The organism is Bradyrhizobium amphicarpaeae (assembly GCF_002266435.3).
GTDB classification, from domain to species: Bacteria; Pseudomonadota; Alphaproteobacteria; order Rhizobiales; family Xanthobacteraceae; genus Bradyrhizobium; species Bradyrhizobium amphicarpaeae.
In genome coordinates this window covers 188011-211883 of sequence record NZ_CP029426.2, presented here as the reverse complement: position 1 = coordinate 211883, position 23873 = coordinate 188011, and the positions used below count along the sequence as shown (strand labels likewise).

Sequence of the window (23873 nt, the reverse complement as noted above, 5' to 3'; positions counted from 1 at the left end):
AGCAGGCTCTTTTCACGGCGACAGTCTGGATTCGTTGGTCGCTAGGGCTATGCGACGAGGTGACCTGGGTACCCCAAGAATGGACCCGGGACTGCGAAGGGAGAGGAACTGGATCGGCCCCGCGCCAGCCGAGTCATGTTTCACGTGAAACAGCTGACGGAATATGAGCCCGGCGAAGAAGGCTGAGGCCCGGGTCGATGTTTCACGTGAAACAAAGAAATGGAACAAGCGCTAGTTCTACAATCAAGAACTAGCCCTACTTTCCTATGCAAAACTTATGGAAGATCGCGCCCAGGACGTCCTCGACGTCCACCCGGCCAAGCAGCCGACCCAAGGCATAAGCCGCCGCTCGCAGCTCCTCGGCCGCCAGCTCCTCGCCGTCTTCTACAAGGTCCAGACTCCGGCGCAAGCTTTCCGACGCCCGGCTCAACAGGTCGCGCTGGCGGGCGCGGGTCACAACCGCGCCCTCGGTGGTCCCGAAAAACTCGGAAGCAAATTTGACCAGAGCATCGACCAGCTCGGGGATGCCATCACCCTGCCTCGCCGAGATCGCGAACTCCCCGCTCGGTCCGGTACCGCCAGCCACGAGATCGATCTTGTTACGGACGATCCAGACCGCCCCCTCCGGTCGATCGCCGCCTTCGGATTTCCGAAGGGAGTGCATCGCGCCCGGATCGACGGCCTGCTCCCCCTCCACCAGCCACAGCACGAGGTCGGCGTCCTCGGCCCGCGCCCGCGCGCGGCGCACGCCTTCCTGCTCGACGGGATCATCGGTCTCGCGGATGCCGGCGGTGTCGATCACGGTGACGGGATAGCCGTCGAGATCGAGCTGGACCTCGATCACGTCGCGCGTGGTTCCGGCATGCGGTGAGACGATCGCGACATCGCGGCGGGCGAGCTGATTGATCAGCGTCGACTTGCCGACATTCGGTTCGCCGGCGATGGCAACCACGAGGCCCTCGCGCAGCCGTTCAGAATGTCCCTGTGCTGCAAGGACTTCTGCTATCTCATCCCGTAGCGCCTCGATCGCCCTGATCGCCGGCGCCCTCAATTCCGCGGGAACATCGCCCTCATCGGAAAAATCGATGCCGGCCTCGATCAGCGCAGAAGCCTCGATGATTCGCTCGCGCCAGTCGCGCGCGCGATCGCCGAGCAGGCCTTGCAGCTGCCGCAGCGCCTGGCGACGCTGGCGGTCCGTGTCGGCGTGGATGAGATCGTCCAGGCCCTCGGCCTCGGTGAGGTCGAGCTTGCCGTTCTCGAAGGCGCGTCGCGTGAACTCGCCCGGCTCGGCGGCTCGAATATTCGGAATTACAGCAATTTCGGCAAACAGCGCCGCAAGCACGGCGCGGCCGCCGTGAACGTGGAATTCGGCGACGTCCTCGCCGGTGGCGCTGGCCGGCCCCGGAAACCACAGCACCACCGCATCGTCGATCGGCTGGCCCGCGCCGTCACGAAGCAGTCGGCGACTGGCCTGCCTCGGCGCCGGCAGCTTTCCCGCCAAGGTCGCCAACACCAGGCCGGCTTGCGGACCCGAGACGCGCACCACGGCGATCGCACTCGGCGCACGGCCGGATGACAGCGCAAAGATGGTCTGGTCCCGCGGATGCATGGCCTATTTGTCCGGCTGGCGACGAAAAGGCAAACGGCCCGTTCCAGCAGCGCGGCGGGGCCGGTTTGCTGCACCCTCTGCCGCAGCAATGATTATATCGCAGTGCAATATAAGCTGGCCGTTTGCTGCAAAATCTCACCCGCTCAAGGAACTTCTACCAGAAAATTTCAAGATTTATGCAGTTATATCAACATCTTCATAGAACCCCAGATCTACTCCTCGAAACCTGCTCCATGCTGCGCTTTCGCCGCAGCAAAGCCGCACAACGAAAAAGGGCGCCCGAAGGCGCCCTTTGGTTCTTGTTGCACCGCACTCAGGTGTTCATGGAGTCGAAGAACTCCGAATTGCTCTTGGTCGAGCGCAGCTTGTCGAGCAGGAAGTCGATCGCGTCCATCGTCCCCATCGGATTGAGGATGCGGCGGAGCACGTACATCTTCTTGAGCACCTGCGGATCGGTGATGAGCTCCTCCTTGCGGGTGCCGGAGCGCGAGATGTCGATCGCCGGGAAGGTGCGCTTGTCCGAGACCTTGCGGTCCAGGATCAGCTCCGAGTTACCGGTGCCCTTGAACTCTTCGAAGATGACTTCGTCCATGCGGCTGCCGGTATCGACCAGCGCGGTGGCGATGATGGTCAGCGAGCCGCCCTCTTCGATGTTGCGGGCGGCACCAAAGAAGCGCTTCGGGCGCTGCAACGCGTTGGCGTCGACACCGCCGGTCAGCACCTTGCCGGATGACGGCACCACGGTGTTGTAGGCGCGGCCGAGGCGGGTGATCGAATCGAGCAGGATGACGACGTCGCGGCCGTGCTCGACCAGGCGTTTTGCCTTCTCGATCACCATCTCGGCGACCTGGACGTGACGCACCGCCGGCTCGTCGAAGGTCGAGGACACCACCTCGCCCTTCACCGAGCGCTGCATGTCCGTGACTTCTTCCGGACGTTCGTCGATCAGCAGCACGATCAGATAGCATTCGGGATGGTTGTGCGTGATCGAGTGCGCGATGTTCTGCATCAGCACGGTTTTACCCGTGCGCGGCGGCGCCACGATCAGCGCGCGCTGGCCCTTGCCGATCGGCGCGACGATGTCGATCACCCTTGCTGACAAGTCTTTTCGCGTCGGGTCGTCGATTTCCATGCGGAAACGCTGATTCGGAAACAGCGGTGTGAGGTTGTCGAAATTGACCTTGTGCTTGGCCTTTTCCGGGTCCTCGAAATTGAGCGTGTTGACCTTCAGCAGCGCGAAATAGCGCTCGCCCTCTTTCGGGCTGCGGATGTGGCCTTCGATGGTATCGCCGGTGCGCAGGCCGAAACGGCGGATCTGCGACGGCGAGACGTAGATGTCGTCGGGGCCCGGCAGATAATTCGCATCGGGCGAGCGGAGGAAGCCGAAGCCGTCGGAGAGAACCTCGACGACGCCTTGGCCGACGATATCGGTCTCGGCGAGCGCGAGCTGTTTGAGGATGGCGAACAGGAGCTCCTGCTTGCGCATCGTGCTGGCATTCTCGACCCCATTCTCCTCCGCAAACGAGACAAGCTCGGCCGGCGTCTTGGACTTGAGGTCTTCGAGTTTAATTTCCCGCATTGGGGTGGTCCTGTGGGGTAACCTTGGGAGGGGGGTGCGAGGAGGCTCTGAAATGCGGACGTGAGAAGATAAGGTCCGCAGGTCTGGCAAGGTTAAGTGCCGATGAGGCTTCAAACCTGATGCGGTGTCCGGCCTCTGGAAAGCTCAGACACAACCACATCCGCCTGCGTTGGGTGGGATATCGACAATATAGAAAATCGCCCGGCACTCCGCAAGCCGAAGCACTGAGCGTTTCGTCGCGTTCTGCCTAGAACGGCTTCACGATCACCATGACAACGATGATGATCATCAAAATTGTCGGCACCTCATTGATAATCCGATAGAATTTCTGGGTCCGTGGACGCCGGTCGGCGGCGAAGTCCTTCACCCAGCGGACAAAAAAGCCGTGGACCCCCGACATCGCCAGGACCATTGCCAATTTTACGTGCAGCCAACCAAATGAAAACCAGTGGCCGGACCAGGCGAGGTAGAGCCCTGCGAGCCAGGTGACGGTCATGGCGGGGTTGATGATCGCCTTGAGCAGCCGGCGTTCCATGACCTTAAACGTTTCCGACTGCTTCGAGCCAATCTCGGCCTCGCAGTGATAAACGAACAGCCGCGGCAGATAGAGCATGCCGGCCATCCAGGCGATGACCGCGATGACATGCAGCGCCTTGATCCAGAGATAGACGTCTTCGAACATGTTTGGCGCCAGGGATTTCTGCCAGGGAATGGAACTGGGGATAGTAAGAACTCGTTAAGGTCTCACCTTCACACATAGTCCATCTGGAGCGCCCCTTCTCCTATAAAGAATCTTAGATTCTTAAGGTTTGAGTCTATGTGACCGTGAATTGGACTCACAAGATTCCGTTCGCACGTTCCCGATCGTTTGTTCACATCCATCAACATATCCCAGGCAGCTCCGGCGCCTTCCGAGAAGACGACCAGCTTCAAAGGCTTGCGCGTGTCTGTCGGCAGCTTATCAAGGGGGTTGTCCCCGGAATCCCATGTCTGCTTTTCCGGGGCATCGAACTTCTTCAGAGGGGCAGTGGTGTGAACAAAATTGGCAGTTGTCCCGCCCCCGGTGTCGCGCAACCCTTTCCGAGGGGTTAAGGTCCACAGAAATCCACAGACCACACCGTCTCCATACAAAGGGTTTTTGTGCCGACCTCGAACAATTATTTCCATCTGCACCTCGTGTCCGACTCGACCGGCGAGACGCTGATCACGGTGGCGCGCGCCGTCGCTGCGCAATACGCCAACGTCACCCCGGTCGAGCATGTCTATCCGCTGGTGCGCAGCCAGAAACAGCTCGACCGAGTGCTCGACGAGATCGAGGAAGCGCCCGGGATCGTGCTGTTCACGCTGCTTGAGAAAGATCTGGTCTCCAGGCTCGAGGACAAGTGCAAGGGGATCAATGTTCCGAGCCTGTCGATCATCGGCCCGGTGATGCAGCTGTTCGAAGCCTATCTCGGGGCTGCGACCACCGGCCGCGTCGGCGCCCAGCACGTCCTCAATGCGGAATATTTCAAGCGCATCGATGCGCTGAACTACACGATGATCCACGACGACGGCCAGCATGTCGAAGGCCTCGACGATGCCGACGTCGTCCTTGTCGGCGTGTCCCGCACGTCGAAGACGCCGACGTCGATCTATCTCGCAAATCGCGGCATCCGCACGGCCAACGTGCCGCTGGTGCCCGGCATTCCCGTGCCGGAGCAATTGGGGAAGCTGACACGGCCGCTGGTGGTCAGCCTGCACGCGACGCCGGAACGCCTGATCCAGATCCGCCAGAATCGCCTGCTCTCGATGGGGTCCGATTCCGGCAACGAGACCTATACCGACAGGCAGTCGGTGACCGAGGAGGTCGCGTTTGCGCGCAAGCTCAGCGCCAAGCACGATTGGCCGCTGCTCGACGTCACCCGTCGCTCGATCGAGGAAACCGCGGCGGCGATCATGAAGCTCTACAGCGATCGCCAGCGCAACCGGCCTTCCGGATAGTCTTCGCGATGGGTTTGTGGCGCGGCAAACATCCCTTGATCCTGGCCTCGCAAAGCAGCGCCCGAAAGATGCTGCTCGCCAATGCCGGGCTGGAGTTCCAGGCGGTGACCGCCGATATCGACGAGCGCGGTCTTCAATCGGCGTCAGCGCTTTCAAATCCGCGCGAAATCGCTCTGCTGCTGGCGCGCGAAAAGGCCAAGGCGATCTCGGCCAGTTATTCCGGCAGCTACGTGATCGGAGCCGATCAGACGCTGGCTCTCGGCGACCGCCTTTTCAACAAGCCGGCGGGCCGTCCGCAGGCATTGGCGCAATTGCGCGAGCTCGCCGGCAACAGCCATGAGCTGAATTCCGCGGTGGCCGTGGCGCGTGACGGCCGGATCGTTTTCGAGGACGTCTCGGTCGCCCGCATGACGATGCGCGAGATGACCGAGGACGAGCTTTCGGCCTATCTGGACGCTGCCGGAGACGCGGTCACCACCAGCGTCGGCGCCTATCAGCTCGAAGGCCTGGGCATCCATCTGTTCGAGCGGATCGAGGGCGATCATTTCACCATTCTCGGCCTGCCGCTGCTGCCGCTGCTTGCGTTCCTGCGACGCGAACGGCTAGTTGCCGTGTGAATGACAGACATGTGGATAAAGGACTTGGCTGGACGCTGATGCGGATCCTGGGACTGACCGGCTCAATCGGGATGGGAAAATCCACCACCGCGAAATTGTTCGCGGAGGCCGGTGTGCCCGTCTACGATGCCGATGCCGCCGTGCATCAGCTCTATGAAGGCGAAGCGGCGCCCGCGATCGAAGCCGCCTTTCCCGGCACCACCGTGAACGGCAAGGTGGACCGGCCAAAACTGTCGGCGCGCGTCGTGCATGATCCCGCCGCGATCAAGCAGCTCGAGCAGATCGTCCATCCGATGCTCGGCGCGTCCCGGCAAAAGTTCTTCGCCGAGGCGGAAGCCGCCGAGGCGCCGGTCGTGGTGCTCGACATCCCGCTGCTGTTCGAGACCGGTGGCGAGACGCGCGTGGACGCCGTGGTCGTGGTCTCGACCTCGCCGGAACTCCAGCGCGAGCGGGTGCTGGCGCGCGGCACCATGGACGAAGCCAAGCTCGACGCCATCATCGCCAAGCAGACGCCGGACGCCGAGAAGCGCAAGCGGGCCGATTTCGTGGTGGATACGTCGCACGGACTTGAACCGGTGCGCGCGCAAATCGCCCACATCCTGGCCGAGGTGGTTAAGATGCCGCAGCGGCGAGCCTGATTCGCCGTCTCACGCGGCTCTCACGACACCGATCTCAAGACATGCGCGAAATCGTTCTCGATACCGAAACCACCGGCCTCGATCCGCTTCGCGGTGATCGCCTGGTCGAAATCGGCTGCGTCGAGATGCTCAACCGCATGCCGACCGGGCAGACGTATCACGTCTATATCAATCCCGAACGGGACATGCCGGCGGAAGCCTTCGCGGTGCATGGGCTGTCGGCCGAGTTTCTGTCGACCAAGCCGCTGTTCCACGAGGTCGCCGATGCGTTCCTGGAGTTCATCGGCGATGCGCCGCTGGTGATCCACAACGCCTCGTTCGACATCGGCTTCATCAATGCCGAGCTCGACAAGATCAAACGCGCGGCGATCCCGCGCGAACGGCTGGTCGATACGCTGCTGCTGGCGCGCCGCAAGCATCCCGGCGTGTCCAACCGGCTCGACGATCTCTGCTCGCGCTATGCGATCGACAACTCACGCCGCACCAAGCACGGCGCGCTGCTGGACGCCGAACTGCTGGCCGAGGTCTATGTGGATCTGGTCGGGGCGCGGCAGTCGCAGCTGCTGCTGGCGTCGGACGCCCAGGAGATTCGCGTCAATGCCGCCGGCGATGCGCCGCGGCGGCAGCGGCTGGTGCCGCTCGCGCTACGGGTTTCAGATGCCGAGCGCGAGGCCCACCGGGCCTTCATCGCAACGCTCGGCGACAAAGCGATCTGGAACGAGTTTTTGCCCGCTCCAGCGCCTCCGGCCGGTTAGGCTTGGCCTATGCTTGGCCGCTCGTCGGGGCGGCCATTTGCCGCTCCATGTTCTGGCGATAGAGACCGACGAAGTCGACGGGATCCAGCATCAGGGGCGGGAACCCACCGTCGCGCACCGCCGTCGCGATGATCTCGCGGGCGAACGGGAACAGCAGGCGCGGGCACTCGATCATGACCAGCGGATGCAGATTTTCCTTCGGCACGTTGGCGATGCGGAACACGCCGGCATAGGCCAGCTCGAACGAGAACATGATCTTGCCGGCGGTCTCGGCCTTGCCCTCGACCGACAGCGTCACCTCGAACTCCTGCTCGCTGAGGTTGTTGGCGCTGACATTGATCTGGATGTTGATCTGGGGGGGCTGGCTCTGCTGCTGGAGCGAGCCGGGCGCGTTCGGATTCTCGAATGAAAGGTCCTTGGTATATTGCGCCAGCACGTTGAGCTGGGGAGCCTGGGCCGCCTCGGGAGGGGTGCCGTTACCGTTGGTCATGAGAGTCTCTCCTTACCCGATTTGGGCTGAATTTCGCGGCGGTTGGCTAACATAGGGCCGCCTCGTTCCACAAGGACGAACGGTCCCGGAGGCGGGATTTGCCGCCGCGCCGCAACTGCCGCACTGATCCGGCCCTTTCCACGAAACTGCGCCTTAAATGATTGAAGATACGCGATTTCCGGGCAGGATCGGGTTTCCCCTTAAGCATAAAACGCGCTACACTCGGCACTGTGCCAAAAGGCGCCATTGGCCGGGCAGGATTTCGTGCCTACATCCCGAAGGACCTGACGCGGACCTAAAATGGTGATGTAGACTTGCCGTTCCCGTGTGGAACGGTTGACTGGCCGGATTGATTTTCCCGGCGACGACCCCAAAGCGTAGACCCAGAGCAAAGACCAGAAAGCGAATCCGACGTGGACATCTACACCATCATCTTCCTGGCGCTGGCGGTCTTCATCTTTCTGCGGCTGCGCAGCGTGCTCGGGCAGCGAACCGGCAACGAGCGGCCGCCGTTCGATCGGACCGCCGCCCGCAATGCGCTCGGTGGTGCCCAGGACAACAACGTCGTGACCATGCCGGGCAAGGTGATCGACCAGGCTCCGCTGGCGCCGACGGCCGAGCCGACCCCGCCGTCCGACCGCTGGAAGGGTCTGACCGAGCCGGGCACCGCGCTGGCGCAGGGCCTGGATGCCATCGTCGAGAAGGATTCCACGTTCGACCCGCGTCATTTCATCTCGGGCGCCAAGGGTGCCTACGAGATGATCGTGCTGGCCTTTGCCAACGGCGACCGCCGCGCGCTGCGCGACCTGTTGTCGGCGGACGTCTATGAGAGCTTCGAGGCCGCAATCAAGGAGCGCGAGACGAAAGAGCAGAAGACCGAGACCCGCTTCGTCTCGATCGACAAGGCCGAGCTCGTCGGCGCCGAGCTGCGCGACCGCACCGCCCAGCTCACGATCCGCTTCGTCTCGCAGATGATCTCCGCCACCCGGGACAAGGCCGGCAACATCGTCGACGGCAGCGCCGACACGGTTGCCGACATCACCGACATCTGGACTTTCGCCCGCGACATCACCTCCCGCGATCCGAACTGGAAGCTGGTTGGCACCGGAAGCGCGAATTAAGGTCTTTCTGAAGACCGGCGCGACCGCGCTTTGCGCAGGCGTCGTCGCGCTGTCCTCGTTTTCGCTCGGCGCCGAAGCGGCGCGGCGCCATTATCGCAGCCATCACCATCATCCGCCGCAATTGCCTGCCGCTCCGCTGCGGGCCTTGCCCTATCCGCAGCTCCCGCTGCCGTTCGAAATTCCCGGCGCGCAATATCTGCCGCTGGCCTGGGCGGACGTGAAGGGCTGGAGCGACGACAATCACCTCGCGGCATACAAGACGTTTCGCGCCAGCTGCAAACCGATCAATGCGCAGACCGGAGCATCCGAGCCGAAGGCGCTGGCAGGTTCATTGAACGAACCTTGCCGGGCGGCGAAATCGCTCGAGCTCGCCGACGACGCCAAGGCGAAGACCTTCTTCGAGGAGAATTTTGCGCCGCTGCGGATCTCGCGACTCGGCGAGCCCGATGGTTTCGTCACCGGCTATTACGAGCCTGTGCTGGAGGGATCGAGGACGCAGACCGACGTCTACAACGTTCCGGTCTATCGCCGCCCCTCGAATCTGTTCGTGCGCGGCTACAAGCAGGATTCGGTGAGCCTGCCCAACAAGGGGCCGGTCTATCGCAAGATCGGCCGCCGCAAGCTGGTGCCCTATTACGATCGGGCCGAGATCGAGGATGGCAAGATCGCCGGCCGCGGGCTCGAGATCGCCTGGCTGAAGGATCCGACCGATCTGTTGTTCGCGCAGATCCAGGGTTCGGCGCGGATCAAGTTCGACGACGGCGGCTCGGTCCGGCTGAACTACGACGCCTATAACGGTTATCCCTATACCGCAGTCGGGCGCGTCCTGATCGAGCGCGGCATCATTCCGAAGGAAGAGATGTCGATGCAGAAGATCAGGGAGTGGATGGCGCAAAATCCTGACGGTGCCAAGGACCTGCGCCGCCAGAACCGCTCCTACATCTTCTTCCGCGAGGTCAATCTCTCCGACAAGGAGGAGGCGGTGGGCGCGCAGGGTATTCCGCTGACGGCGGGACGCTCGATCGCGGTCGACAAGGCGCTGCATGTCTACGGCACGCCGTTCTTCATCGAGGGCGAGCTGCCGATCGAGTCCGAACGCTCGAAGACGCCGTTCCATCGGCTGATGATCGCGCAGGACACCGGCTCGGCCATCATCGGTCCCGCGCGCGCCGATCTCTATTTCGGCGCCGGTCAGGAAGCAGGCCGCGTCTCCGGTCGGCTGCGCCACCCCATGCATTTCGTGATGCTGGTGCCGAAGGGGCTGGATCCCTCGGCGCGGGCTGCGCGCCTGCCGGTGCCTGATCCGCGCCCCTCGGAGAAGATCGCAAAGCTGTTTCCGCAAACCGATCCCGGAAAAGGGACGGCAAAGCCGGCTGCTGCCGCCCCCGCGGACACCAAGAGCGACACGGTCGCCATCGCGGGTCCAGTCCCGTTGCCGGCGCCGCGTCCCGCAATCGAGGCCGATCGCGAACCGCAGCGGCCGGTAAAGAAACGTCCTCAACGGCAGCAATGAAGCGATCGTCCCGTCCGCCCGTGCTGGAGCCTCGCCCCTCGCCGCGCCGCCGCGCGCTGAGCGAGGAGGAGCGCGAGCTGTGGGAGGTCGTGGCCAAACAGGTCAAGCCGCTGAGGAAGCAGCGCGCGGCCAAGGCAGTGGTCAAGGCGCACGCCGCTCCGCGCAGCGAGCCTTTGTCCGCAGCACCCGTCACGCAGCCTGCGTCATCGCCACGGCCGGTCGCTGCTGCACCGGCGCCGCGCGCGGTAAAACCGGCCGTCCCGCCTTTGGCGCCGCTCGGCAAGCGCGAGCGGACAAAGCTGTCGCGCGGCCGCAGCGAGATCGAGGCGCGGCTCGATCTGCACGGCATGACCCAGACGCGCGCGCATCGTGCCCTGACCGGCTTCCTGCACCGCGCCCATCACGACGGACTGACCTTCGTGCTCGTCATCACCGGCAAGGGCCGCAGCGGCGGCGAAAGCGGCGTGCTGCGCCGTCAGGTGCCGGAATGGCTGAGCCTGCCGGAATTCCGCAGCTTCGTGGTCGGCTTCGAGACAGCCCATATCGGCCATGGCGGCGAGGGCGCGCTGTATGTGCGGATCAGGCGGGCGAGGTTTTAGCAGCCCGACGCGTGCGGCTTCTCTTGCCTCTCCCGTTTGCGGGAGAGGTCGACGTGCGGAACGCGCGGCGGGTGAGGGTTCTCTCCTCTGGGGGATTCCCGCTGTTGAGATAGCCCTCTCCCCAACCCTCCCCCGCAAGCGGGGGAGGGAGCGCATCGCTGCTGTGGTTGCGAGCGAAGCTTAAAACGGCCGGATGATTCCGACGCGTGGGATCAGCGTGAGGATCAGGCCGAAGATGTTGGTCTTCCGATCCTCTGCCGCAATCAGCGGCGTCTCCCGCGCGGCGGGCAGCATCTTCACAGCGTGCAGGATCAGGAACATGCAGACCGCCCAGTTCGAGATCCAGCGCGAATAGTCGAACACCATCGCGAACATCACGAGGTAAGCGAGGCTGACACCGATCAGCGCCGCAAGCACGAGACGACGGTGCGTCTCATTGGCAAGCGCGCCGATCAGGTTCGCGAAGAAGCGCCACAGTGGGGCGTGCAGCCAGATCAGCAACGCGAACACGGGTACGCCGAGGATGTTGTGCGGCAGGCGGTCCCAGGTGTCCGAGATCTCCTTCGCCAGCGGCTGGTACCAGATATAGGCGAATTGCAGCAGGTCGGTCCGTGACGGATCGGCCATCCGGGCTTTCAGGTACGCGACGAAATCCGCTTCCGGGATCGGCATCGTTCCCAGGAATTGCGCGGCGAAGAACAGCGCGGAGACAATCGCGAGAGCGACAACACCAAACGTGACATTGCTGCGGGTGCAGCCGCAAGCGAGATAATGCCTAAGCACGACGATGGTGACGATGGTCGGCACGTACATCAGCAGATGAATGTGGTGGATCAGCACGAGGATGATCGAGAACAACGCCGCCGTTGCAACGAACAGCAACGAGCCCGCCGGCATCAGCAGCAGGACGAGCGCCAGCGCACAGCCGTAGATGTCGAAATGGCCGAGCGTGTGCATGAAGTTCTTCCGGAAGAACGGCGAGCCCGCGATGAAGACGAACAGCGGCAGCGTTTTCGCGGTAAAGCCGAACGTCTTCTGAAATAACTTTGCGTACAGTCCAACCGTCACCAGCCACGTCGCACCGCCCAGTGCGAACACCAGCCACACCGGCACCTTGTCGGTGAACAGCGCGACAATGGCGCCGATCAGTGCGCGCTTGATGAAGCCGAAATGGTAGTCGACCAGCAGATGGATGTAGGGGACGTAAGGCGGCAGCTGGATCTTGTGAATGAATACGCCGGCGATGACCGCCGCGTTGATCACGAGCAGGAGCCGCCAAGGATTTCGCCAAGTGTTTTGCAGGATGCGCAGGGTCACGCCGCATCAATAGCGTGACCGCTCCAAATTACAAAATGAACCGGCTCAGATCGGCGTTCTTGGCGAGGTCGCCGACGTGCTTCTGCACGAAATCCGCATCGACCCTGACGGTCTCGCCGCTGCGGTCGGGGGCGGTGAAGGAGATCTCGTCCAGCACCCGCTCCATCACGGTCTGCAGCCGCCGCGCGCCGATGTTCTCGACGGTGGAGTTGACGGCGACCGCGACGTCGGCGAGCGCGTCGATGGCGCCGTCGGTGATGTCGAGCGCCACGCCCTCGGTCTGCATCAGGGCGACATATTGCTTGATCAGCGAGGCCTCGGGCTCGGTCAGGATGCGGCGCATGTCGTCGCGGGTCAGCGCCTGCAATTCGACGCGGATCGGCAGGCGACCCTGCAATTCCGGCAGCAGGTCGGACGGCTTGGCGACGTGGAAGGCGCCGGAGGCGATGAACAGGATGTGGTCGGTCTTGACCGCGCCGTGCTTGGTCGAGACCGTGGTGCCCTCGATCAGGGGCAAGAGATCGCGCTGCACGCCCTCGCGCGAGACGTCGCCGCCGGCACGGCCTTCGCGCGCGCAGATCTTGTCGATCTCGTCGAGGAACACGATGCCGTTGTTCTCGACCGCGTTGATCGCCTCCTGCGTCAGCTGATCGGTGTCCAGCAGCTTGTCGGATTCCTCGTTGACCAGGATCTCGTGCGAACCTTCGACCGTCAGCCGCCGCGTCTTGCTGCGGCCGCCGAGCTTGCCGAAGATGTCGCCGATCGAGATCGCGCCCATCTGCGCGCCCGGCATGCCCGGGATCTCGAACATCGGCATGCCGCTGCCGGACGACTGTGTCTCGACCTCGATTTCCTTGTCGTTGAGCTCGCCGGCCCGCAGCTTCTTGCGGAAGGATTCGCGCGTCGCGGAAGAGGCGTTGGCGCCGACCAGCGCATCGAGCACGCGTTCCTCGGCGGCGAGCTGCGCGCGGGCGTGCACGTCCTTGCGCTTCTTCTCGCGGACCTGGGCGATCGCGACCTCGACGAGATCGCGTACGATCTGCTCGACGTCGCGGCCGACATAACCGACCTCGGTGAATTTGGTCGCTTCCACCTTCAGGAACGGCGCATTCGCGAGCTTGGCGAGCCGCCGCGCGATTTCCGTCTTGCCGACGCCGGTGGGGCCGATCATCAGGATGTTTTTCGGCAGCACCTCCTCGCGCAAGGAGCCTTCGAGCTGCTGCCGGCGCCAGCGGTTGCGCAGCGCGATCGAGACGGCGCGCTTGGCGTCGGCCTGGCCGACGATGAAACGGTCGAGTTCGGAAACGATTTCACGGGGAGAGAAGTCTGTCATGGGACCTTAGCTAGGGTCAGATGCGGGGGAGGACAAGCCGGATTTTGCGTCAGATGATAGGCGGGCCGGATTGCCATTGCTTCACGGCTTCGATCGGATGGATCAGCATCAGGATATTGAGCGTCAGATTGTCGCGAATGTGCAGCGCCAGCATGATCTCGAAGGCTGCTCCGAGCAGGATTGTCACGCTGACAGGCAGCACGCGCGCGGCGAGGAAACCGAGCATCATGGCCACATTGTCCGAGACCGAATTGACGATGCTGTCGCCGAAATAATCCAGCGAGATCGTGCCGGCGCGGTAGCGCTCGATGATGAAGGGCGAGTTCTCGACGATCTCCCAGGCGCCCTCGATCAGCATCGCGATGATCAGCCGTGCCGGCCAGGATAAGCTTGGAAGAGGGAAAGACAGCAAGGGCAGGCGCACGAACAGCAGCCAGGTCAGGCCGTAGAACAGGAAGCCGTGCAGCACGTGCGAGAAAGTGTACCAGTCGGCGATGTGCTGCGAATTCTCCGAGCTGTTCACCACGCCGTGCCACAGCTTGACATAGCCGCAGGTGCAGATCGGCACTCGCCCCATGCCGAACAGGATCGCGGCCTGCAGCGCCAGCAGCAACAGCGCGATGCCGACCCAGGTGGCTGGGGGGATCGTTGTCGTGGCATTTTTGGTGGGCGCGAGCGTCATGCCAAGGCGGTGCTGCGCTCCCTCTCCCGCTTGCGGGAGAGGGTTGGGGAGAGGGTGTCTCCGCTAGCAAGAACCCCCAAGAGGTGAGAGCCCTCACCCGCGCCTTTGGCGCGACCTCTCCCGCAAGCGGGAGAGGTTAGACCGAGCCCGGAGCAGCGCTGTTCATCCACCGATGGATCCTCTAGCCGGTCGCCAGCGCTTCGACGGTCAAATTCCGGTTGGTGTAGACGCAAATATCCGCAGCGATATCCAGCGAGCGGCGGACGATGGCTTCGGCGTCCTTGTCGGTGTCGAGCAGGGCGCGCGCGGCGGCCAGCGCGTAATTGCCGCCGGAGCCGATCGCCATCACGCCGGCCTCGGGCTCCAGAACGTCGCCGGTGCCGGTCAGCACCAGGGACACGTCCTTGTCGGCCACGATCATCATGGCTTCCAGCCGCCGCAGATAGCGGTCGGTGCGCCAGTCCTTGGCGAGTTCCACCGCGGCCCGGGTCAGCTGCCCCGGATATTGATCGAGCTTGGCTTCCAGGCGCTCGAACAGGGTGAAGGCGTCGGCGGTCGCGCCGGCGAAGCCGCCGATCACGTCGCCCTTGCCGAGTTTCCGGACCTTCTTGGCGTTGGACTTGATCACGGTCTGGCCGATCGAGACCTGGCCGTCGCCGCCGACCACCACCTTGCCGCCCTTGCGGACGGTCAGGATCGTGGTGCCGTGCCAGCCCGGCGAGCTGTTTTGGGAAGCCTGCATGAATGATCCTCGTTGTCCCGCCTGATTTAGGCGGTCCGGCGCAGGCGCACAACGGGCCGTTCCGGGCCGAATTTCGCTCACCATAGGTGGAAGTGCTGCCTGCCAACGCGATCCCGCAGTAGCGAAGGCGTCATTTGGCTGTTAAAAGACCGGCGTTTTCGGCCCCGAGCCAGGATGAGAGCCAGCTTTCAATGCGCACCGCGACGATCAAGCGCAAGACCAAGGAAACCGAGATCGAGGTCTCCGTGAACCTCGATGGTACCGGCGTGGCTGATATCGCGACGGGCATCGGCTTTTTCGACCATATGCTCGATCTCCTCGCCCGCCATTCCCGCATCGACCTCACGGTCAAGGCGGTGGGCGATCTGCACATTGATTACCACCATACCACCGAAGATACCGGCATCGCGCTCGGCCAGGCGGTCAAGCAGGCGCTCGGCAACATGGCGGGCATCACCCGCTACGCCGGCGTGCACATGCCGATGGACGAGACGCTGTCGCGCGTTGTCATCGACATCTCGGGCCGCCCGTTCCTGGTGTTCAAGGCCGACTTCCCCCGCGACAAGATCGGCGAGTTCGACACCGAGCTGGTGCGCGAGTGGTTCCAGGCCTTCGCCATGAACGCCGGCGTGACTCTCCACGTCGAGACCCTATATGGCGATAACAGCCACCATATTGCCGAGTCCTGCTTCAAGGGGCTGGCGCGGGCGCTGCGCACAGCGGTCGCGATCGACCCGAAGGCGGCGGGAGAAATCCCGTCCACCAAGGGCTCGCTCGGCGGCTGACATCTTTCGGCCGGCGGCACGCGCCGCTTGCGGTATCACCGAATTCTCGAGCAACGGGGCATCACCATGCCTGTCTACACAGTTCATGCTCCCTCCCCCGCCGGAGCCGATCTGCGCGCGACCGATAAGTTCGTGTTCGTGCGCGACGGATTCCATTTCTGGGCGATGATCTTCGGTCCGGTCTGGCTGCTGTGGAACAGGCTGTGGCTGGCGCTGATCGGCTATCTGGTCTTCGTCGCTGCGTTCAACGCGGGGCTGTCCGGCCTCGGCCTCGGGCGCGGTTCGATCTTCTTCGCCGATGTCATTGTCGCGCTCCTGACGGGTTTCGAGGCCTCGAGCCTGCGCCGCTGGACGCTGTCGCGCGGAAAATGGCGGCAGCTCGACGTGGTGATTGCCGACGACGAGGACACCGCCGAGCGCCGCTTCTTCGAACGCTGGAGCAAGTCACAGCGCGGCATCGTCAATGATCAATGGGCTGTCGACCGCGGCGGCCCGCCGCCGACCCGCAACGTGCCGGGTCAGCCATTCTCGAACCCGCCGCCGATTCCGGCCGGCGGCATCATCGGGTTGTTTCCAGAACCGGGAGGGTCAAGATGAGCGTCGCCATCATCGATTACGGTTCCGGCAATCTGCATTCCGCCGCGAAAGCCTTCGAGCGCGCCGCGCGCAGTCTCGAAAATCCGCAGAAGGTTTTCGTCACCAGCGACCCGGATCAGGCCTACGAGGCCGATCGTCTGGTGCTGCCGGGCGTCGGCGCCTTCGCCGATTGCCGGCGCGGGCTCGATGCCGTCAACGGCATGGTCGAAGCGATCAACGAAGCGGTCCGCGTCAAGGCGCGGCCGTTCTTCGGCATCTGTGTCGGCATGCAACTGATGGCGAGTCGCGGCAAGGAGCATGTCGTCACCGAAGGCCTGAACTGGATCGGCGGCGACGTCGAGAAGATCGCCCCGCGCGACGAGAGCCTGAAGATCCCGCACATGGGCTGGAATACGCTCGACGTCCTGCGCGAGCATCCGGTGCTGGAGAGGCTGCCGCTCGGCCCCAAGGGCCAGCACGCCTATTTCGTGCACTCCTACCACCTCAATGCTGCCAACGAGGCGGACGTGCTCGCGCGCGCCGACTATGGCGGGCCGGTCACCGCCATCGTCGGCAAGGACACCGCCATCGGCACGCAGTTTCACCCCGAGAAGAGCCAGCGCTTCGGCCTCGCTTTGATCTCGAACTTTTTGCGATGGAAACCGTGATGGTTGCCTCTCTTGTTACCTCCCCCCTTGTGGGGGAGGTCGAATGCGAAGCATTCGGGAGGGGGGTAGCCGCGACGGCGGAGCTCGTGGCTTACCCCTCTCCCCAACCCTCCCCCACAAGGGGGGAGGGAGCGCACCGTGCGCTCGGAAAACTCTTGGCTCAATCATGATCCTCTTCCCCGCCATCGACCTCAAGAACGGCCAGTGCGTGCGCCTCGAGCAAGGCGACATGGCGCGCGCGACCGTGTTCAACCTCAATCCCGCCGCGCAGGCGCAGAGCTTCGTCGCGCAGGGTTTCGAATATCTCCACGTCGTCGATCTCGACGGTGCCTTCGCCGGCAAGCCGGTGAATGCCGAGGCCGTCGAGGCGATGCTGAAGGCGATCAAGATCCCGGTGCAGCTCGGCGGCGGCATCCGCGATCTCAAGACCGTCGAAGCCTGGCTCGACAAGGGCATCACCCGCGTCATCATCGGCACCGCCGCGGTGCGTGATCCGGAGCTGGTGAAAGCTGCCGCGAAGAAATTCCCGGGCCGCGTCGCGGTCGGGCTGGACGCGCGCGACGGCAAGGTCGCGGTCGAAGGCTGGGCCGAGACCTCGCAGGTGACGGTGCTGGAGATCGCACGGCGCTTCGAGGATGCCGGCGTCGCCGCCATCATCTTCACCGACATCGCGCGCGACGGGCTGCTCAAGGGCCTGAACCTCGACGCGACCATCGCGCTCGCCGACGCCATCTCGATCCCCGTGATTGCCTCAGGCGGCCTCGCCTCGATCGAAGACGTGAAAGCCATGCTGACACCGCGCGCCAAAAAGCTCGCCGGCGCGATTGCCGGCCGCGCGCTCTATGACGGCCGGCTCGATCCGGCCGCCGCCCTCACCTTGATCCGCAACGCGCGCGCGCCCGGGAGCTGACACATGTTCAAGGTGCGCGTGATCCCCTGCCTCGACGTCAAGGACGGCCGTGTCGTCAAGGGCGTCAACTTCGTCGATCTGCGTGACGCCGGCGACCCGGTCGAAGCGGCGATCGCCTATGACGCCGCCGGCGCCGACGAGCTCACCTTCCTCGACATCACCGCGACCCATGAGAACCGCGGCATCATGCTGGACGTGGTCCGGCGCACCGCGGAGGCCTGCTTCATGCCTGTCACCGTCGGTGGCGGCGTGCGCGAGGTCAACGACATCAAGACGCTGCTGCGCGCCGGCGCGGACAAGGTCTCGATCAACAGTGCCGCGGTATCCCGGCGCGAGTTCGTCAAGGAAGCAGCCGAAAAATTCGGCGAGCAATGCGTGGTGGTCGCGATCGACGCCAAGCGCGTCAAGCGCGCGGGCGGTGGCGAGCGCTGGGAGATCTTCACCCATGGCGGCCGCAACTCGACCGGCATCGACGCCATCGAATACGCCCAGGAAGTGGTCTCGCTCGGCGCCGGTGAAATCCTGCTCACCTCGATGGATCGCGATGGCACCAGGCAGGGATTCGACATCCCGCTGACCCGGGCGATCGCCGACAGCGTGGCCGTGCCCGTGATCGCCTCGGGCGGCGTCGGCAATCTCGATCACCTCGTCGACGGGATCCGCGACGGCCACGCCACGGCGGTGCTGGCCGCCTCGATCTTCCATTTCGGGGAATTCACCATTCGTGAAGCCAAGGAGCATATGGCCCGGCGCGGACTGGCCATGCGCCTCGATGCCTGACGACTCCGCTTCATAAAAATGCTACACAGGCCGCCGGGGATTGGCCTCTGGCCAAATGTGCTGCCAAGTGTGTTTCCGAGTAATTCCGATGCCGCGTTTCACGATCCACGATCTGGCCGAGACCATCGACGCCCGCGCGGCGGCCGGCGGCGAAGCGTCCTATACCCGCAAGCTCCTGGACAAGGGCGCCGAGCATTGCGCCAAGAAGTTCGGTGAGGAAGCAGTCGAAACCGTAATCGCAGCAGTCGAAAACGATCGCGCGCATCTGATCGCTGAAAGTGCCGATCTGCTCTATCACTTCCTTGTGTTGCTCAAGTCCCGCGGCGTAAAGCTGGAAGAGGTGGAAGCCGCGCTCGACAAGCGTACGAATATGTCGGGGCTGGAAGAGAAAGCGTCGCGTAAGGGCTGACATAAGCCCCCAACGGAGAAGGTTGCGTCATGGATATCCGCGCACCCGAGCAGCAGTATAATCCGTACCGCATCTATTCGCGCGAAGAGTGGGCGCGCCTGCGCGACGATACGCCGATGACGCTGGAGCCGGGCGAGTTCGACCGGCTGCGCTCGCTGCACGATCGCCTCGATTTCAAGGAAGTCGAGGACATCTATCTTCCGTTGTCGCGCCTGCTCTCGATCTATGTCGATGCGATGCAGCGCCTGTATTATGCGGAGCGCCAGTTCCTCAACATCCGCGACCGCAAGATGCCCTACATCATCGGCGTCGCCGGTTCGGTCGCGGTCGGAAAATCCACCACCGCCCGCGTGCTGCAGGCGCTGCTGGCGCGCTGGTCGCCGCGTCCGAAGGTCGAGCTGATCACCACCGACGGATTTCTCTACCCGAAGGCCCTGCTCGAGCAGCAGGGCATCCTGCAGAAGAAGGGCTTTCCGGAGAGCTACGACCTGCCGCTGCTGCTCAATTTCCTGTCGGACATCAAGTCGGGACGCCGCCATGTCCGCTCGCCGGTCTATTCGCATCTGACCTACGACATCGTGCCGAACGAATGGGCCGAGATCGACCAGCCCGACATCCTGATCGTCGAGGGCGTCAACGTGCTGCAGACCGGCAAGCTGCCGCGCGACGGCAAGGCGGTGCCGGTGGTCTCCGACTTCTTCGACTTCTCGGTCTATATCGACGCCGACGAGGCGGCGCTGCGGCGCTGGTACATCAAGCGCTTCCTGGCGCTGCGCGATACCGCGTTCACCAACCCGAAATCCTATTTCAACCGCTACGCGCTGCTGTCGGACGAGGAAGCCACCGCGACCGCGACCGCGATCTGGGAGCGGACCAACCTCGCCAATCTCGAGGACAACATCCTGCCGACCCGCCCCCGTGCGACGCTGATCCTGAAGAAGGGTGCCGATCACGCCGTGGAGAGCGTGGCGCTCAGGCGCCTGTAATCGCGGCGGCCGGCGGGGCCCTGCGCGTTTGCGCCGCGTGTCTTTTGTTGCAGACCGGCGAAAGGTATTGCGTTATGACCTTCGGAAACGCGAGGGTTCGATGGTTGATCGTCTCAGAAGCGCTGCGGAACAACTGGAAGCACCGACCTGCCCGGATTGCCATATCGAGATGAGGTGGTACCGCTCGGAGCTGCTCGCGGACGTGCCCGTTCCGGTGATTTCGCATCTCTTCGTCTGCCCGCATTGCAAGCGCGCGGCAAAGACCGACACGATATTCGAGGGCACGCAGGGGCCGCCGCCCAAGCTCTCCGCGCCGCGCTTCATGGCCTACGCCGCGTAGCAGGTCAGTTCCGGACGTCGCGTTGCTCTTTCGAGCGGACGAAGACCTGCCAGGCCGTCAGGAACATGGCGGCGACGAGCGGGCCGATGACGAAGCCGTTCGCCCCGAAAGCCGCAAGCCCGCCCAGGGTGGCGAGCAACACGATGTAGCTCGGCATCTTGATCGATTGGCCGACCAGGATCGGGCGGAGGAAATTGTCGGCAAGGCCGATCACAAATGTCCCGAATGCGAGCAGGATGATTCCCTTCGTGACCGAGCCCGCCAGCAGCAAATAGAGGCCGGCGGGAGCCCAGACCAGCGCGGAGCCAAGCACCGGCAAGAGCGACAGCAGCGCCATGATGGCGCCGGCCAGCAGCGGGGCGGTCAGGCCGAGCAGCCAGAAAATCACTCCGCCGAGCGCGCCCTGAATCAGGGCAACCAGGATGATTCCCTTGATCGTCCCGCGAACCGCGAGGGTGAACGCATCCATGATCTCGGAGGTGTGGCTCGCCCGCAGCGGCACCGCGCCGCGGATGCGCAGATTCAGCTCGTCCCCGTCGCGCAGGAAGAAGAACAGCAAGTACAGCATCACGAGCAGGCTCGCGACGAACTCCAGCGTCAACTGGCCCAGATCGATCGCGTGCCCCGCCAGTTGTTGGCCGGCCGGGACGACGAGACTCGACAGGCGCTCCTTTACGGCCGAAAAATCGATGCTGGCCAGGCGGTCCGACATGGACGAAGCCCAGTCCGGCAGCGCGGATTTCAGTTGCTGAAGGGGATGGGCAAGACTGATCTCGCCGGTCTGAACGCGCTGATACAGCTCGCCTCCCTGGTCGATGAGCGAAGCGATCACGACCCCGACGGGGATCAGGACCAGGATGATCACGACGACGACGGTGGAAATTGCGGCAAGGTTGCGCCATTCCGGGAACTTTTTCAGGCAAAGCCGATAGACCGGCGCAAAGATAATCGCCAGCAGCGTGGCCCACAGCAATGCGCCGGAGAACGGCCAAAGCACCCAGCCGAACGCGATGGAGATGACGCCAAGCCAGACGAGGAATGAGCGGTCTTCCGATGTTTTCACCTGCCGTTGGCCCTTCGGTCGCGACTGAAGGGACGCTGGTAGCACAGGACTGCGGCGGGACGAAAAGTCATGCCCGCCCCTCCCGCGCCGGTTCCCGCGAGACGCCGGATCAGACGGCCAGCCGCCGTGACGCCGCAAGGCCTGCCAGCGCTTCGTCCAGCTTGTCGCGATCGAGCGGCTTGATCAGGAATCCGTTCATGCCCGCCTCGAAGCAGGCGTAGCGATCCTCCACCAGAGTGTTGGCGGTGAGCGCGAGGATCGGCGTGTGGTGGCCGCTCGTCGCGGCCTCATGCGCGCGGATGCGCTTGGTCGCCTCGATGCCGTCGAGCTGCGGCATCTGGATGTCCATCAGCACGAGATCATAGGGCGTGCCGGCCGACGATGCGGCGAGCCAGGATTCCAGCGCGGCCTCGCCGTGCACGGCGATGACGACGCGATGGCCGAGCTTCGTCAGCAGCGAGCGCATCAACAGCGCGTTGATCTCGTTGTCCTCGGCGACGAGGATCGACAGGCCTTTGGCAGCGATCGCGCCGGCGGCGTCAGCCGGCGGTTCCGGCGCGAGATCCGGCGAGGCGACCTCCGGCGTCAGCGCAAGGCGCGCGGCGAGCGAGGCCGCCCGCAGCGGTTTCACCAGAAAGCCGGTGAAGGCCGGCGACGGTTTTTCGTGGCGCGAGCTCGAGGTCAGCAGCACCAGGCGCTGCAGCGCATGTGTGCGGGCCATTTCCCCCAGCCGGTCGGCTGCGGCGGGACCGATCGCACGATCGATCAGCACCGCGTGCCATGAGCGTTCCGGCAGCAGCGCTTCGGCGACCGCCGCATCCGCAACCATGCAGGTCTGGCCACCCCAGCGCTCGAGGCGCCGCGCGATCAGCGAGGCCTCGATGCCGTCGGCGACGAGGAGGATCGACTTGCCGGTAAGGTCGGGGCTCGGAAAGGCCGTCTGTCCTGCGCCGGCCTGCGACGGCGGAAGCGGCACCGCGATCTCGAAGGTCGAGCCTTTGCCCGGCTCGCTGGCGAGCGTGATCCGGCCGCCCATGCGCTTGACGATGCGCTCGCTGATGGCAAGGCCGAGCCCGGTGCCGCCATAGGTGCGGGCGACGCGCTCGTCGGCCTGCTCGAATTCGCGGAAGATGCGCTGCTGCGCCTCCGGCGCAATGCCGATACCGGTGTCGCGGACCATGAAGCTGATCTCGTTCGGCCAGATGCCGGGCTCGACGATCAGCGCGACGCCACCGCTCGCGGTGAATTTGATGGCGTTGCCGGCGAGATTGAGCAGGACCTGGCGCAGCCGCGCGGCGTCGCCGACCACCTCCAGCGGCAGGCGCTCGTCGACATAGGCGGCGATCTCGAGCGATTTGGCCTGCGCGCGCGGCGCGAGCAGCTCGGTGATTTCCTCGACCAGGGTCGAGAGCGCGAAGGGACGCTGCTCGAGATCGAGCTTGCCGGCCTCGATCTTGGAATAATCGAGCAGTTCCTCGATCAACGCCATCAAGGCTTCGCCCGAGGTTTTCACCGCTTTGGCATAGGTCGCCTGCTCAGGGGTCAGATTGGTGTCGAGCAGGAGGCCGCCCATGCCGATGATGCCGTTCAGCGGCGTGCGGATTTCGTGCGAGGCCATCGCGAGGAAGCGTGATTTGGCGCGGTTGGCGGCGTCGGCCTGGTCGCGCGCGTCGGACAAAGCGCGTTCGGTCTCGGTGCGATCGGTGACGTCGCGTCCCACGCTCTGCAATTCGGCGGGCTGGCCGGCATCGAGGCGGACATAGCCTTCGCGCCAGGCGATCCAGCGCGCGCCGAGCGGGGTTGCGATCTTCTGATCGTGGATGCGTGTGCCGCTGCTCTCGCGGGCGCTGTCGCCCTGCTCCAGCACGTCGAAATCGAAACGGGTGCCGACCAGCGCGCTGCGCGCCTGTGCTGCGAGCGCGCAATAGGCGTCGTTGGCAAAGGTGATGCGGCCATCGGGTGCGCGCAGCACGATCAGGTCGCCCTGCTGCTCGAACAGGCTGCGGGCCCGCTCTTCCGCTTCCTTCAGCTCCCAATTGCGATCGATCAGCGCCTCGTTGTGGGCGGCGAGCGTTCGCAGCCGCTTGTTCACGAAGCGCAGGCGCATGCTCAGCGTCGCAAGGCCGAGGCAGGCGAGCGCGAACAGGAAGCTCGCGCCGATCGCAAATGTGTAGGGATCGTAGCCGGAGTTCTCAGACCGGCTGCCGGACACGAAACCATAGGCGCCGCCGAAGGTCGCCGAGAAGATCATGAAGGAGCGGATCGCGAAGGCGATGCGGGGATGCTGTCGCCTGAAGCGGCGCATGCGCACCTTGATCCGGAACGTCCGACCCATCGCCACCGACCCTGACTCTTTTCGAAATCCTGCGACCCGCCGGCTG

General features: G+C 64.2%; 25 protein-coding genes. 15 read left to right on the top strand and 10 right to left on the bottom strand.

Translation table 11 applies throughout. The features are described 5' to 3' along the window. Positions 1–256: 256 nt before the first annotated feature. From mnmE to hemJ, 3 genes are all read right to left on the bottom strand, one after another. On the bottom strand, positions 257–1609 hold the full coding sequence (gene mnmE, locus CIT40_RS01015; protein ID WP_094894066.1) for a tRNA uridine-5-carboxymethylaminomethyl(34) synthesis GTPase MnmE: 1353 nt from the start codon (positions 1607–1609) through the stop codon (positions 257–259). Between the two features lie 313 nt (positions 1610–1922). Continuing rightward, positions 1923–3188, bottom strand: a complete 1266-nt coding sequence (rho, locus tag CIT40_RS01010; protein ID WP_008133567.1) for a transcription termination factor Rho — start codon at positions 3186–3188, stop codon at positions 1923–1925. Between the two features lie 247 nt (positions 3189–3435). Continuing rightward, positions 3436–3870: a protoporphyrinogen oxidase HemJ gene (gene hemJ, locus CIT40_RS01005; RefSeq protein WP_094894067.1), complete on the bottom strand. Its 435-nt coding sequence runs from the start codon at positions 3868–3870 to the stop codon at positions 3436–3438. A 458-nt stretch (positions 3871–4328) separates the two neighbouring features. Between hemJ and CIT40_RS01000 the strand changes: the two genes are divergently transcribed. Genes CIT40_RS01000 through dnaQ form a run of 4 tightly spaced genes read left to right on the top strand, consistent with a single transcriptional unit; the run spans position 4329 to position 7178 of the window. Further along, positions 4329–5168 carry a pyruvate, water dikinase regulatory protein gene (locus CIT40_RS01000; protein ID WP_094894068.1) on the top strand — a complete coding sequence of 280 codons (840 nt, stop codon included), beginning with the start codon at positions 4329–4331 and terminating at the stop codon, positions 5166–5168. An 8-nt stretch (positions 5169–5176) separates the two neighbouring features. Then, entirely contained in the window at positions 5177–5785 is a 609-nt protein-coding gene (locus CIT40_RS00995; protein ID WP_094894069.1) for a Maf family protein, read from the top strand. A gap of 38 nt (positions 5786–5823) precedes the next feature. After that, complete coding sequence (gene coaE, locus CIT40_RS00990) at positions 5824–6423, top strand: dephospho-CoA kinase (protein WP_094894070.1); 600 nt, start codon at positions 5824–5826, stop codon at positions 6421–6423. A gap of 41 nt (positions 6424–6464) precedes the next feature. Further along, entirely contained in the window at positions 6465–7178 is a 714-nt protein-coding gene (dnaQ, locus tag CIT40_RS00985) for a DNA polymerase III subunit epsilon (protein WP_094894071.1), read from the top strand. Between the two features lie 7 nt (positions 7179–7185). Here the strand turns inward: dnaQ and secB are convergent, their stop codons facing one another. Further along, a complete protein-coding gene (gene secB, locus CIT40_RS00980; protein WP_094894072.1) occupies positions 7186–7668 on the bottom strand; it encodes a protein-export chaperone SecB in 483 nt (160 codons plus the stop codon). Positions 7669–8081: 413 nt separating this feature from the next. Here secB and CIT40_RS00975 point away from each other — a divergent pair, with 413 nt between their 5' ends. The 3 genes from CIT40_RS00975 to CIT40_RS00965 are packed head-to-tail and all read left to right on the top strand — an operon-like array spanning position 8082 to position 10901. Continuing rightward, positions 8082–8789: a Tim44/TimA family putative adaptor protein gene (locus tag CIT40_RS00975; RefSeq protein WP_094894073.1), complete on the top strand. Its 708-nt coding sequence runs from the start codon at positions 8082–8084 to the stop codon at positions 8787–8789. Next, the gene (mltA, locus tag CIT40_RS00970; protein ID WP_162307804.1) at positions 8767–10302 is read left to right on the top strand and encodes a murein transglycosylase A; all 1536 of its coding nucleotides are present in this window, start codon (positions 8767–8769) and stop codon (positions 10300–10302) included. The genes CIT40_RS00975 and mltA overlap by 23 nt, the downstream gene beginning before the upstream one ends. Further along, entirely contained in the window at positions 10299–10901 is a 603-nt protein-coding gene (locus CIT40_RS00965; protein WP_094894074.1) for a Smr/MutS family protein, read from the top strand. The genes mltA and CIT40_RS00965 overlap by 4 nt, the downstream gene beginning before the upstream one ends. A gap of 180 nt (positions 10902–11081) precedes the next feature. On the opposite strand, the gene CIT40_RS00960 is transcribed toward CIT40_RS00965, so the two are convergent. The 4 genes from CIT40_RS00960 to hslV form a co-directional block, all read right to left on the bottom strand. Beyond that, on the bottom strand, positions 11082–12218 hold the full coding sequence (locus CIT40_RS00960) for a hypothetical protein (protein ID WP_094894075.1): 1137 nt from the start codon (positions 12216–12218) through the stop codon (positions 11082–11084). A 28-nt stretch (positions 12219–12246) separates the two neighbouring features. Continuing rightward, the gene (gene hslU, locus CIT40_RS00955; protein WP_094894076.1) at positions 12247–13551 is read right to left on the bottom strand and encodes an ATP-dependent protease ATPase subunit HslU; all 1305 of its coding nucleotides are present in this window, start codon (positions 13549–13551) and stop codon (positions 12247–12249) included. A gap of 49 nt (positions 13552–13600) precedes the next feature. Further along, the gene (locus tag CIT40_RS00950) at positions 13601–14233 is read right to left on the bottom strand and encodes a DUF2585 domain-containing protein (RefSeq protein ID WP_094894077.1); all 633 of its coding nucleotides are present in this window, start codon (positions 14231–14233) and stop codon (positions 13601–13603) included. Positions 14234–14414: 181 nt separating this feature from the next. Next, on the bottom strand, positions 14415–14975 hold the full coding sequence (gene hslV, locus CIT40_RS00945; RefSeq protein ID WP_094894078.1) for an ATP-dependent protease subunit HslV: 561 nt from the start codon (positions 14973–14975) through the stop codon (positions 14415–14417). Between the two features lie 191 nt (positions 14976–15166). On the opposite strand from hslV, the gene hisB reads away from it, so the two are divergent. The 8 genes from hisB to CIT40_RS00905 all read left to right on the top strand — a co-directional run bounded on the left by hisB (position 15167) and on the right by CIT40_RS00905 (position 20429). Then, positions 15167–15760, top strand: a complete 594-nt coding sequence (hisB, locus tag CIT40_RS00940) for an imidazoleglycerol-phosphate dehydratase HisB (RefSeq protein WP_094894079.1) — start codon at positions 15167–15169, stop codon at positions 15758–15760. Positions 15761–15826: 66 nt separating this feature from the next. Beyond that, complete coding sequence (locus CIT40_RS00935; RefSeq protein WP_094894080.1) at positions 15827–16357, top strand: DUF2628 domain-containing protein; 531 nt, start codon at positions 15827–15829, stop codon at positions 16355–16357. Further along, positions 16354–17004, top strand: coding sequence for an imidazole glycerol phosphate synthase subunit HisH (gene hisH, locus CIT40_RS00930; protein WP_094894081.1), 651 nt, complete (start codon positions 16354–16356; stop codon positions 17002–17004). The genes CIT40_RS00935 and hisH overlap by 4 nt, the downstream gene beginning before the upstream one ends. Before the next feature lie 166 nt (positions 17005–17170). Further along, positions 17171–17914 carry a 1-(5-phosphoribosyl)-5-[(5-phosphoribosylamino)methylideneamino]imidazole-4-carboxamide isomerase gene (gene hisA / locus CIT40_RS00925; RefSeq protein ID WP_094894082.1) on the top strand — a complete coding sequence of 248 codons (744 nt, stop codon included), beginning with the start codon at positions 17171–17173 and terminating at the stop codon, positions 17912–17914. A 3-nt stretch (positions 17915–17917) separates the two neighbouring features. Next, positions 17918–18694 carry an imidazole glycerol phosphate synthase subunit HisF gene (gene hisF / locus CIT40_RS00920; RefSeq protein ID WP_094894083.1) on the top strand — a complete coding sequence of 259 codons (777 nt, stop codon included), beginning with the start codon at positions 17918–17920 and terminating at the stop codon, positions 18692–18694. A gap of 88 nt (positions 18695–18782) precedes the next feature. Beyond that, a complete protein-coding gene (locus tag CIT40_RS00915; protein ID WP_094894084.1) occupies positions 18783–19103 on the top strand; it encodes a phosphoribosyl-ATP diphosphatase in 321 nt (106 codons plus the stop codon). Positions 19104–19132: 29 nt separating this feature from the next. Beyond that, positions 19133–20089 carry a type I pantothenate kinase gene (gene coaA / locus CIT40_RS00910; RefSeq protein ID WP_094894085.1) on the top strand — a complete coding sequence of 319 codons (957 nt, stop codon included), beginning with the start codon at positions 19133–19135 and terminating at the stop codon, positions 20087–20089. Positions 20090–20189: 100 nt separating this feature from the next. Then, entirely contained in the window at positions 20190–20429 is a 240-nt protein-coding gene (locus tag CIT40_RS00905; protein ID WP_094894086.1) for a hypothetical protein, read from the top strand. A gap of 4 nt (positions 20430–20433) precedes the next feature. On the opposite strand, the gene CIT40_RS00900 is transcribed toward CIT40_RS00905, so the two are convergent. After that, positions 20434–21630 carry an AI-2E family transporter gene (locus CIT40_RS00900; protein WP_244611889.1) on the bottom strand — a complete coding sequence of 399 codons (1197 nt, stop codon included), beginning with the start codon at positions 21628–21630 and terminating at the stop codon, positions 20434–20436. Then, positions 21602–23827: a PAS domain-containing hybrid sensor histidine kinase/response regulator gene (locus tag CIT40_RS00895; protein ID WP_162307803.1), complete on the bottom strand. Its 2226-nt coding sequence runs from the start codon at positions 23825–23827 to the stop codon at positions 21602–21604. Before CIT40_RS00895 ends, CIT40_RS00900 begins: the two co-directional genes overlap by 29 nt. Positions 23828–23873: the final 46 nt, after the last annotated feature.

Bases quoted from the DNA above. Each gene is read 5' to 3' on its own strand.
- hslU (WP_094894076.1), bottom strand. From the start codon at position 13,551: ATGACAGACTTCTCTCCCCGTGAAATCGTTTCCGAACTCGACCGTTTC.
- CIT40_RS00905 (WP_094894086.1), top strand. From the start codon at position 20,190: ATGGTTGATCGTCTCAGAAGCGCTGCGGAACAACTGGAAGCACCGACC.
- hemJ (WP_094894067.1), bottom strand. From the start codon at position 3,870: ATGTTCGAAGACGTCTATCTCTGGATCAAGGCGCTGCATGTCATCGCG.
- hisH (WP_094894081.1), top strand. From the start codon at position 16,354: ATGAGCGTCGCCATCATCGATTACGGTTCCGGCAATCTGCATTCCGCC.
- CIT40_RS00935 (WP_094894080.1), top strand. From the start codon at position 15,827: ATGCCTGTCTACACAGTTCATGCTCCCTCCCCCGCCGGAGCCGATCTG.
- CIT40_RS00915 (WP_094894084.1), top strand. From the start codon at position 18,783: ATGCCGCGTTTCACGATCCACGATCTGGCCGAGACCATCGACGCCCGC.
- hisB (WP_094894079.1), top strand. From the start codon at position 15,167: ATGCGCACCGCGACGATCAAGCGCAAGACCAAGGAAACCGAGATCGAG.
- CIT40_RS00995 (WP_094894069.1), top strand. From the start codon at position 5,177: ATGGGTTTGTGGCGCGGCAAACATCCCTTGATCCTGGCCTCGCAAAGC.
- mnmE (WP_094894066.1), bottom strand. From the start codon at position 1,609: ATGCATCCGCGGGACCAGACCATCTTTGCGCTGTCATCCGGCCGTGCG.
- coaE (WP_094894070.1), top strand. From the start codon at position 5,824: ATGCGGATCCTGGGACTGACCGGCTCAATCGGGATGGGAAAATCCACC.
- dnaQ (WP_094894071.1), top strand. From the start codon at position 6,465: ATGCGCGAAATCGTTCTCGATACCGAAACCACCGGCCTCGATCCGCTT.
- hisA (WP_094894082.1), top strand. From the start codon at position 17,171: ATGATCCTCTTCCCCGCCATCGACCTCAAGAACGGCCAGTGCGTGCGC.
- secB (WP_094894072.1), bottom strand. From the start codon at position 7,668: ATGACCAACGGTAACGGCACCCCTCCCGAGGCGGCCCAGGCTCCCCAG.
- hisF (WP_094894083.1), top strand. From the start codon at position 17,918: ATGTTCAAGGTGCGCGTGATCCCCTGCCTCGACGTCAAGGACGGCCGT.
- CIT40_RS00965 (WP_094894074.1), top strand. From the start codon at position 10,299: ATGAAGCGATCGTCCCGTCCGCCCGTGCTGGAGCCTCGCCCCTCGCCG.
- CIT40_RS00895 (WP_162307803.1), bottom strand. From the start codon at position 23,827: ATGGGTCGGACGTTCCGGATCAAGGTGCGCATGCGCCGCTTCAGGCGA.
- coaA (WP_094894085.1), top strand. From the start codon at position 19,133: ATGGATATCCGCGCACCCGAGCAGCAGTATAATCCGTACCGCATCTAT.
- rho (WP_008133567.1), bottom strand. From the start codon at position 3,188: ATGCGGGAAATTAAACTCGAAGACCTCAAGTCCAAGACGCCGGCCGAG.
- CIT40_RS00950 (WP_094894077.1), bottom strand. From the start codon at position 14,233: ATGACGCTCGCGCCCACCAAAAATGCCACGACAACGATCCCCCCAGCC.
- hslV (WP_094894078.1), bottom strand. From the start codon at position 14,975: ATGCAGGCTTCCCAAAACAGCTCGCCGGGCTGGCACGGCACCACGATC.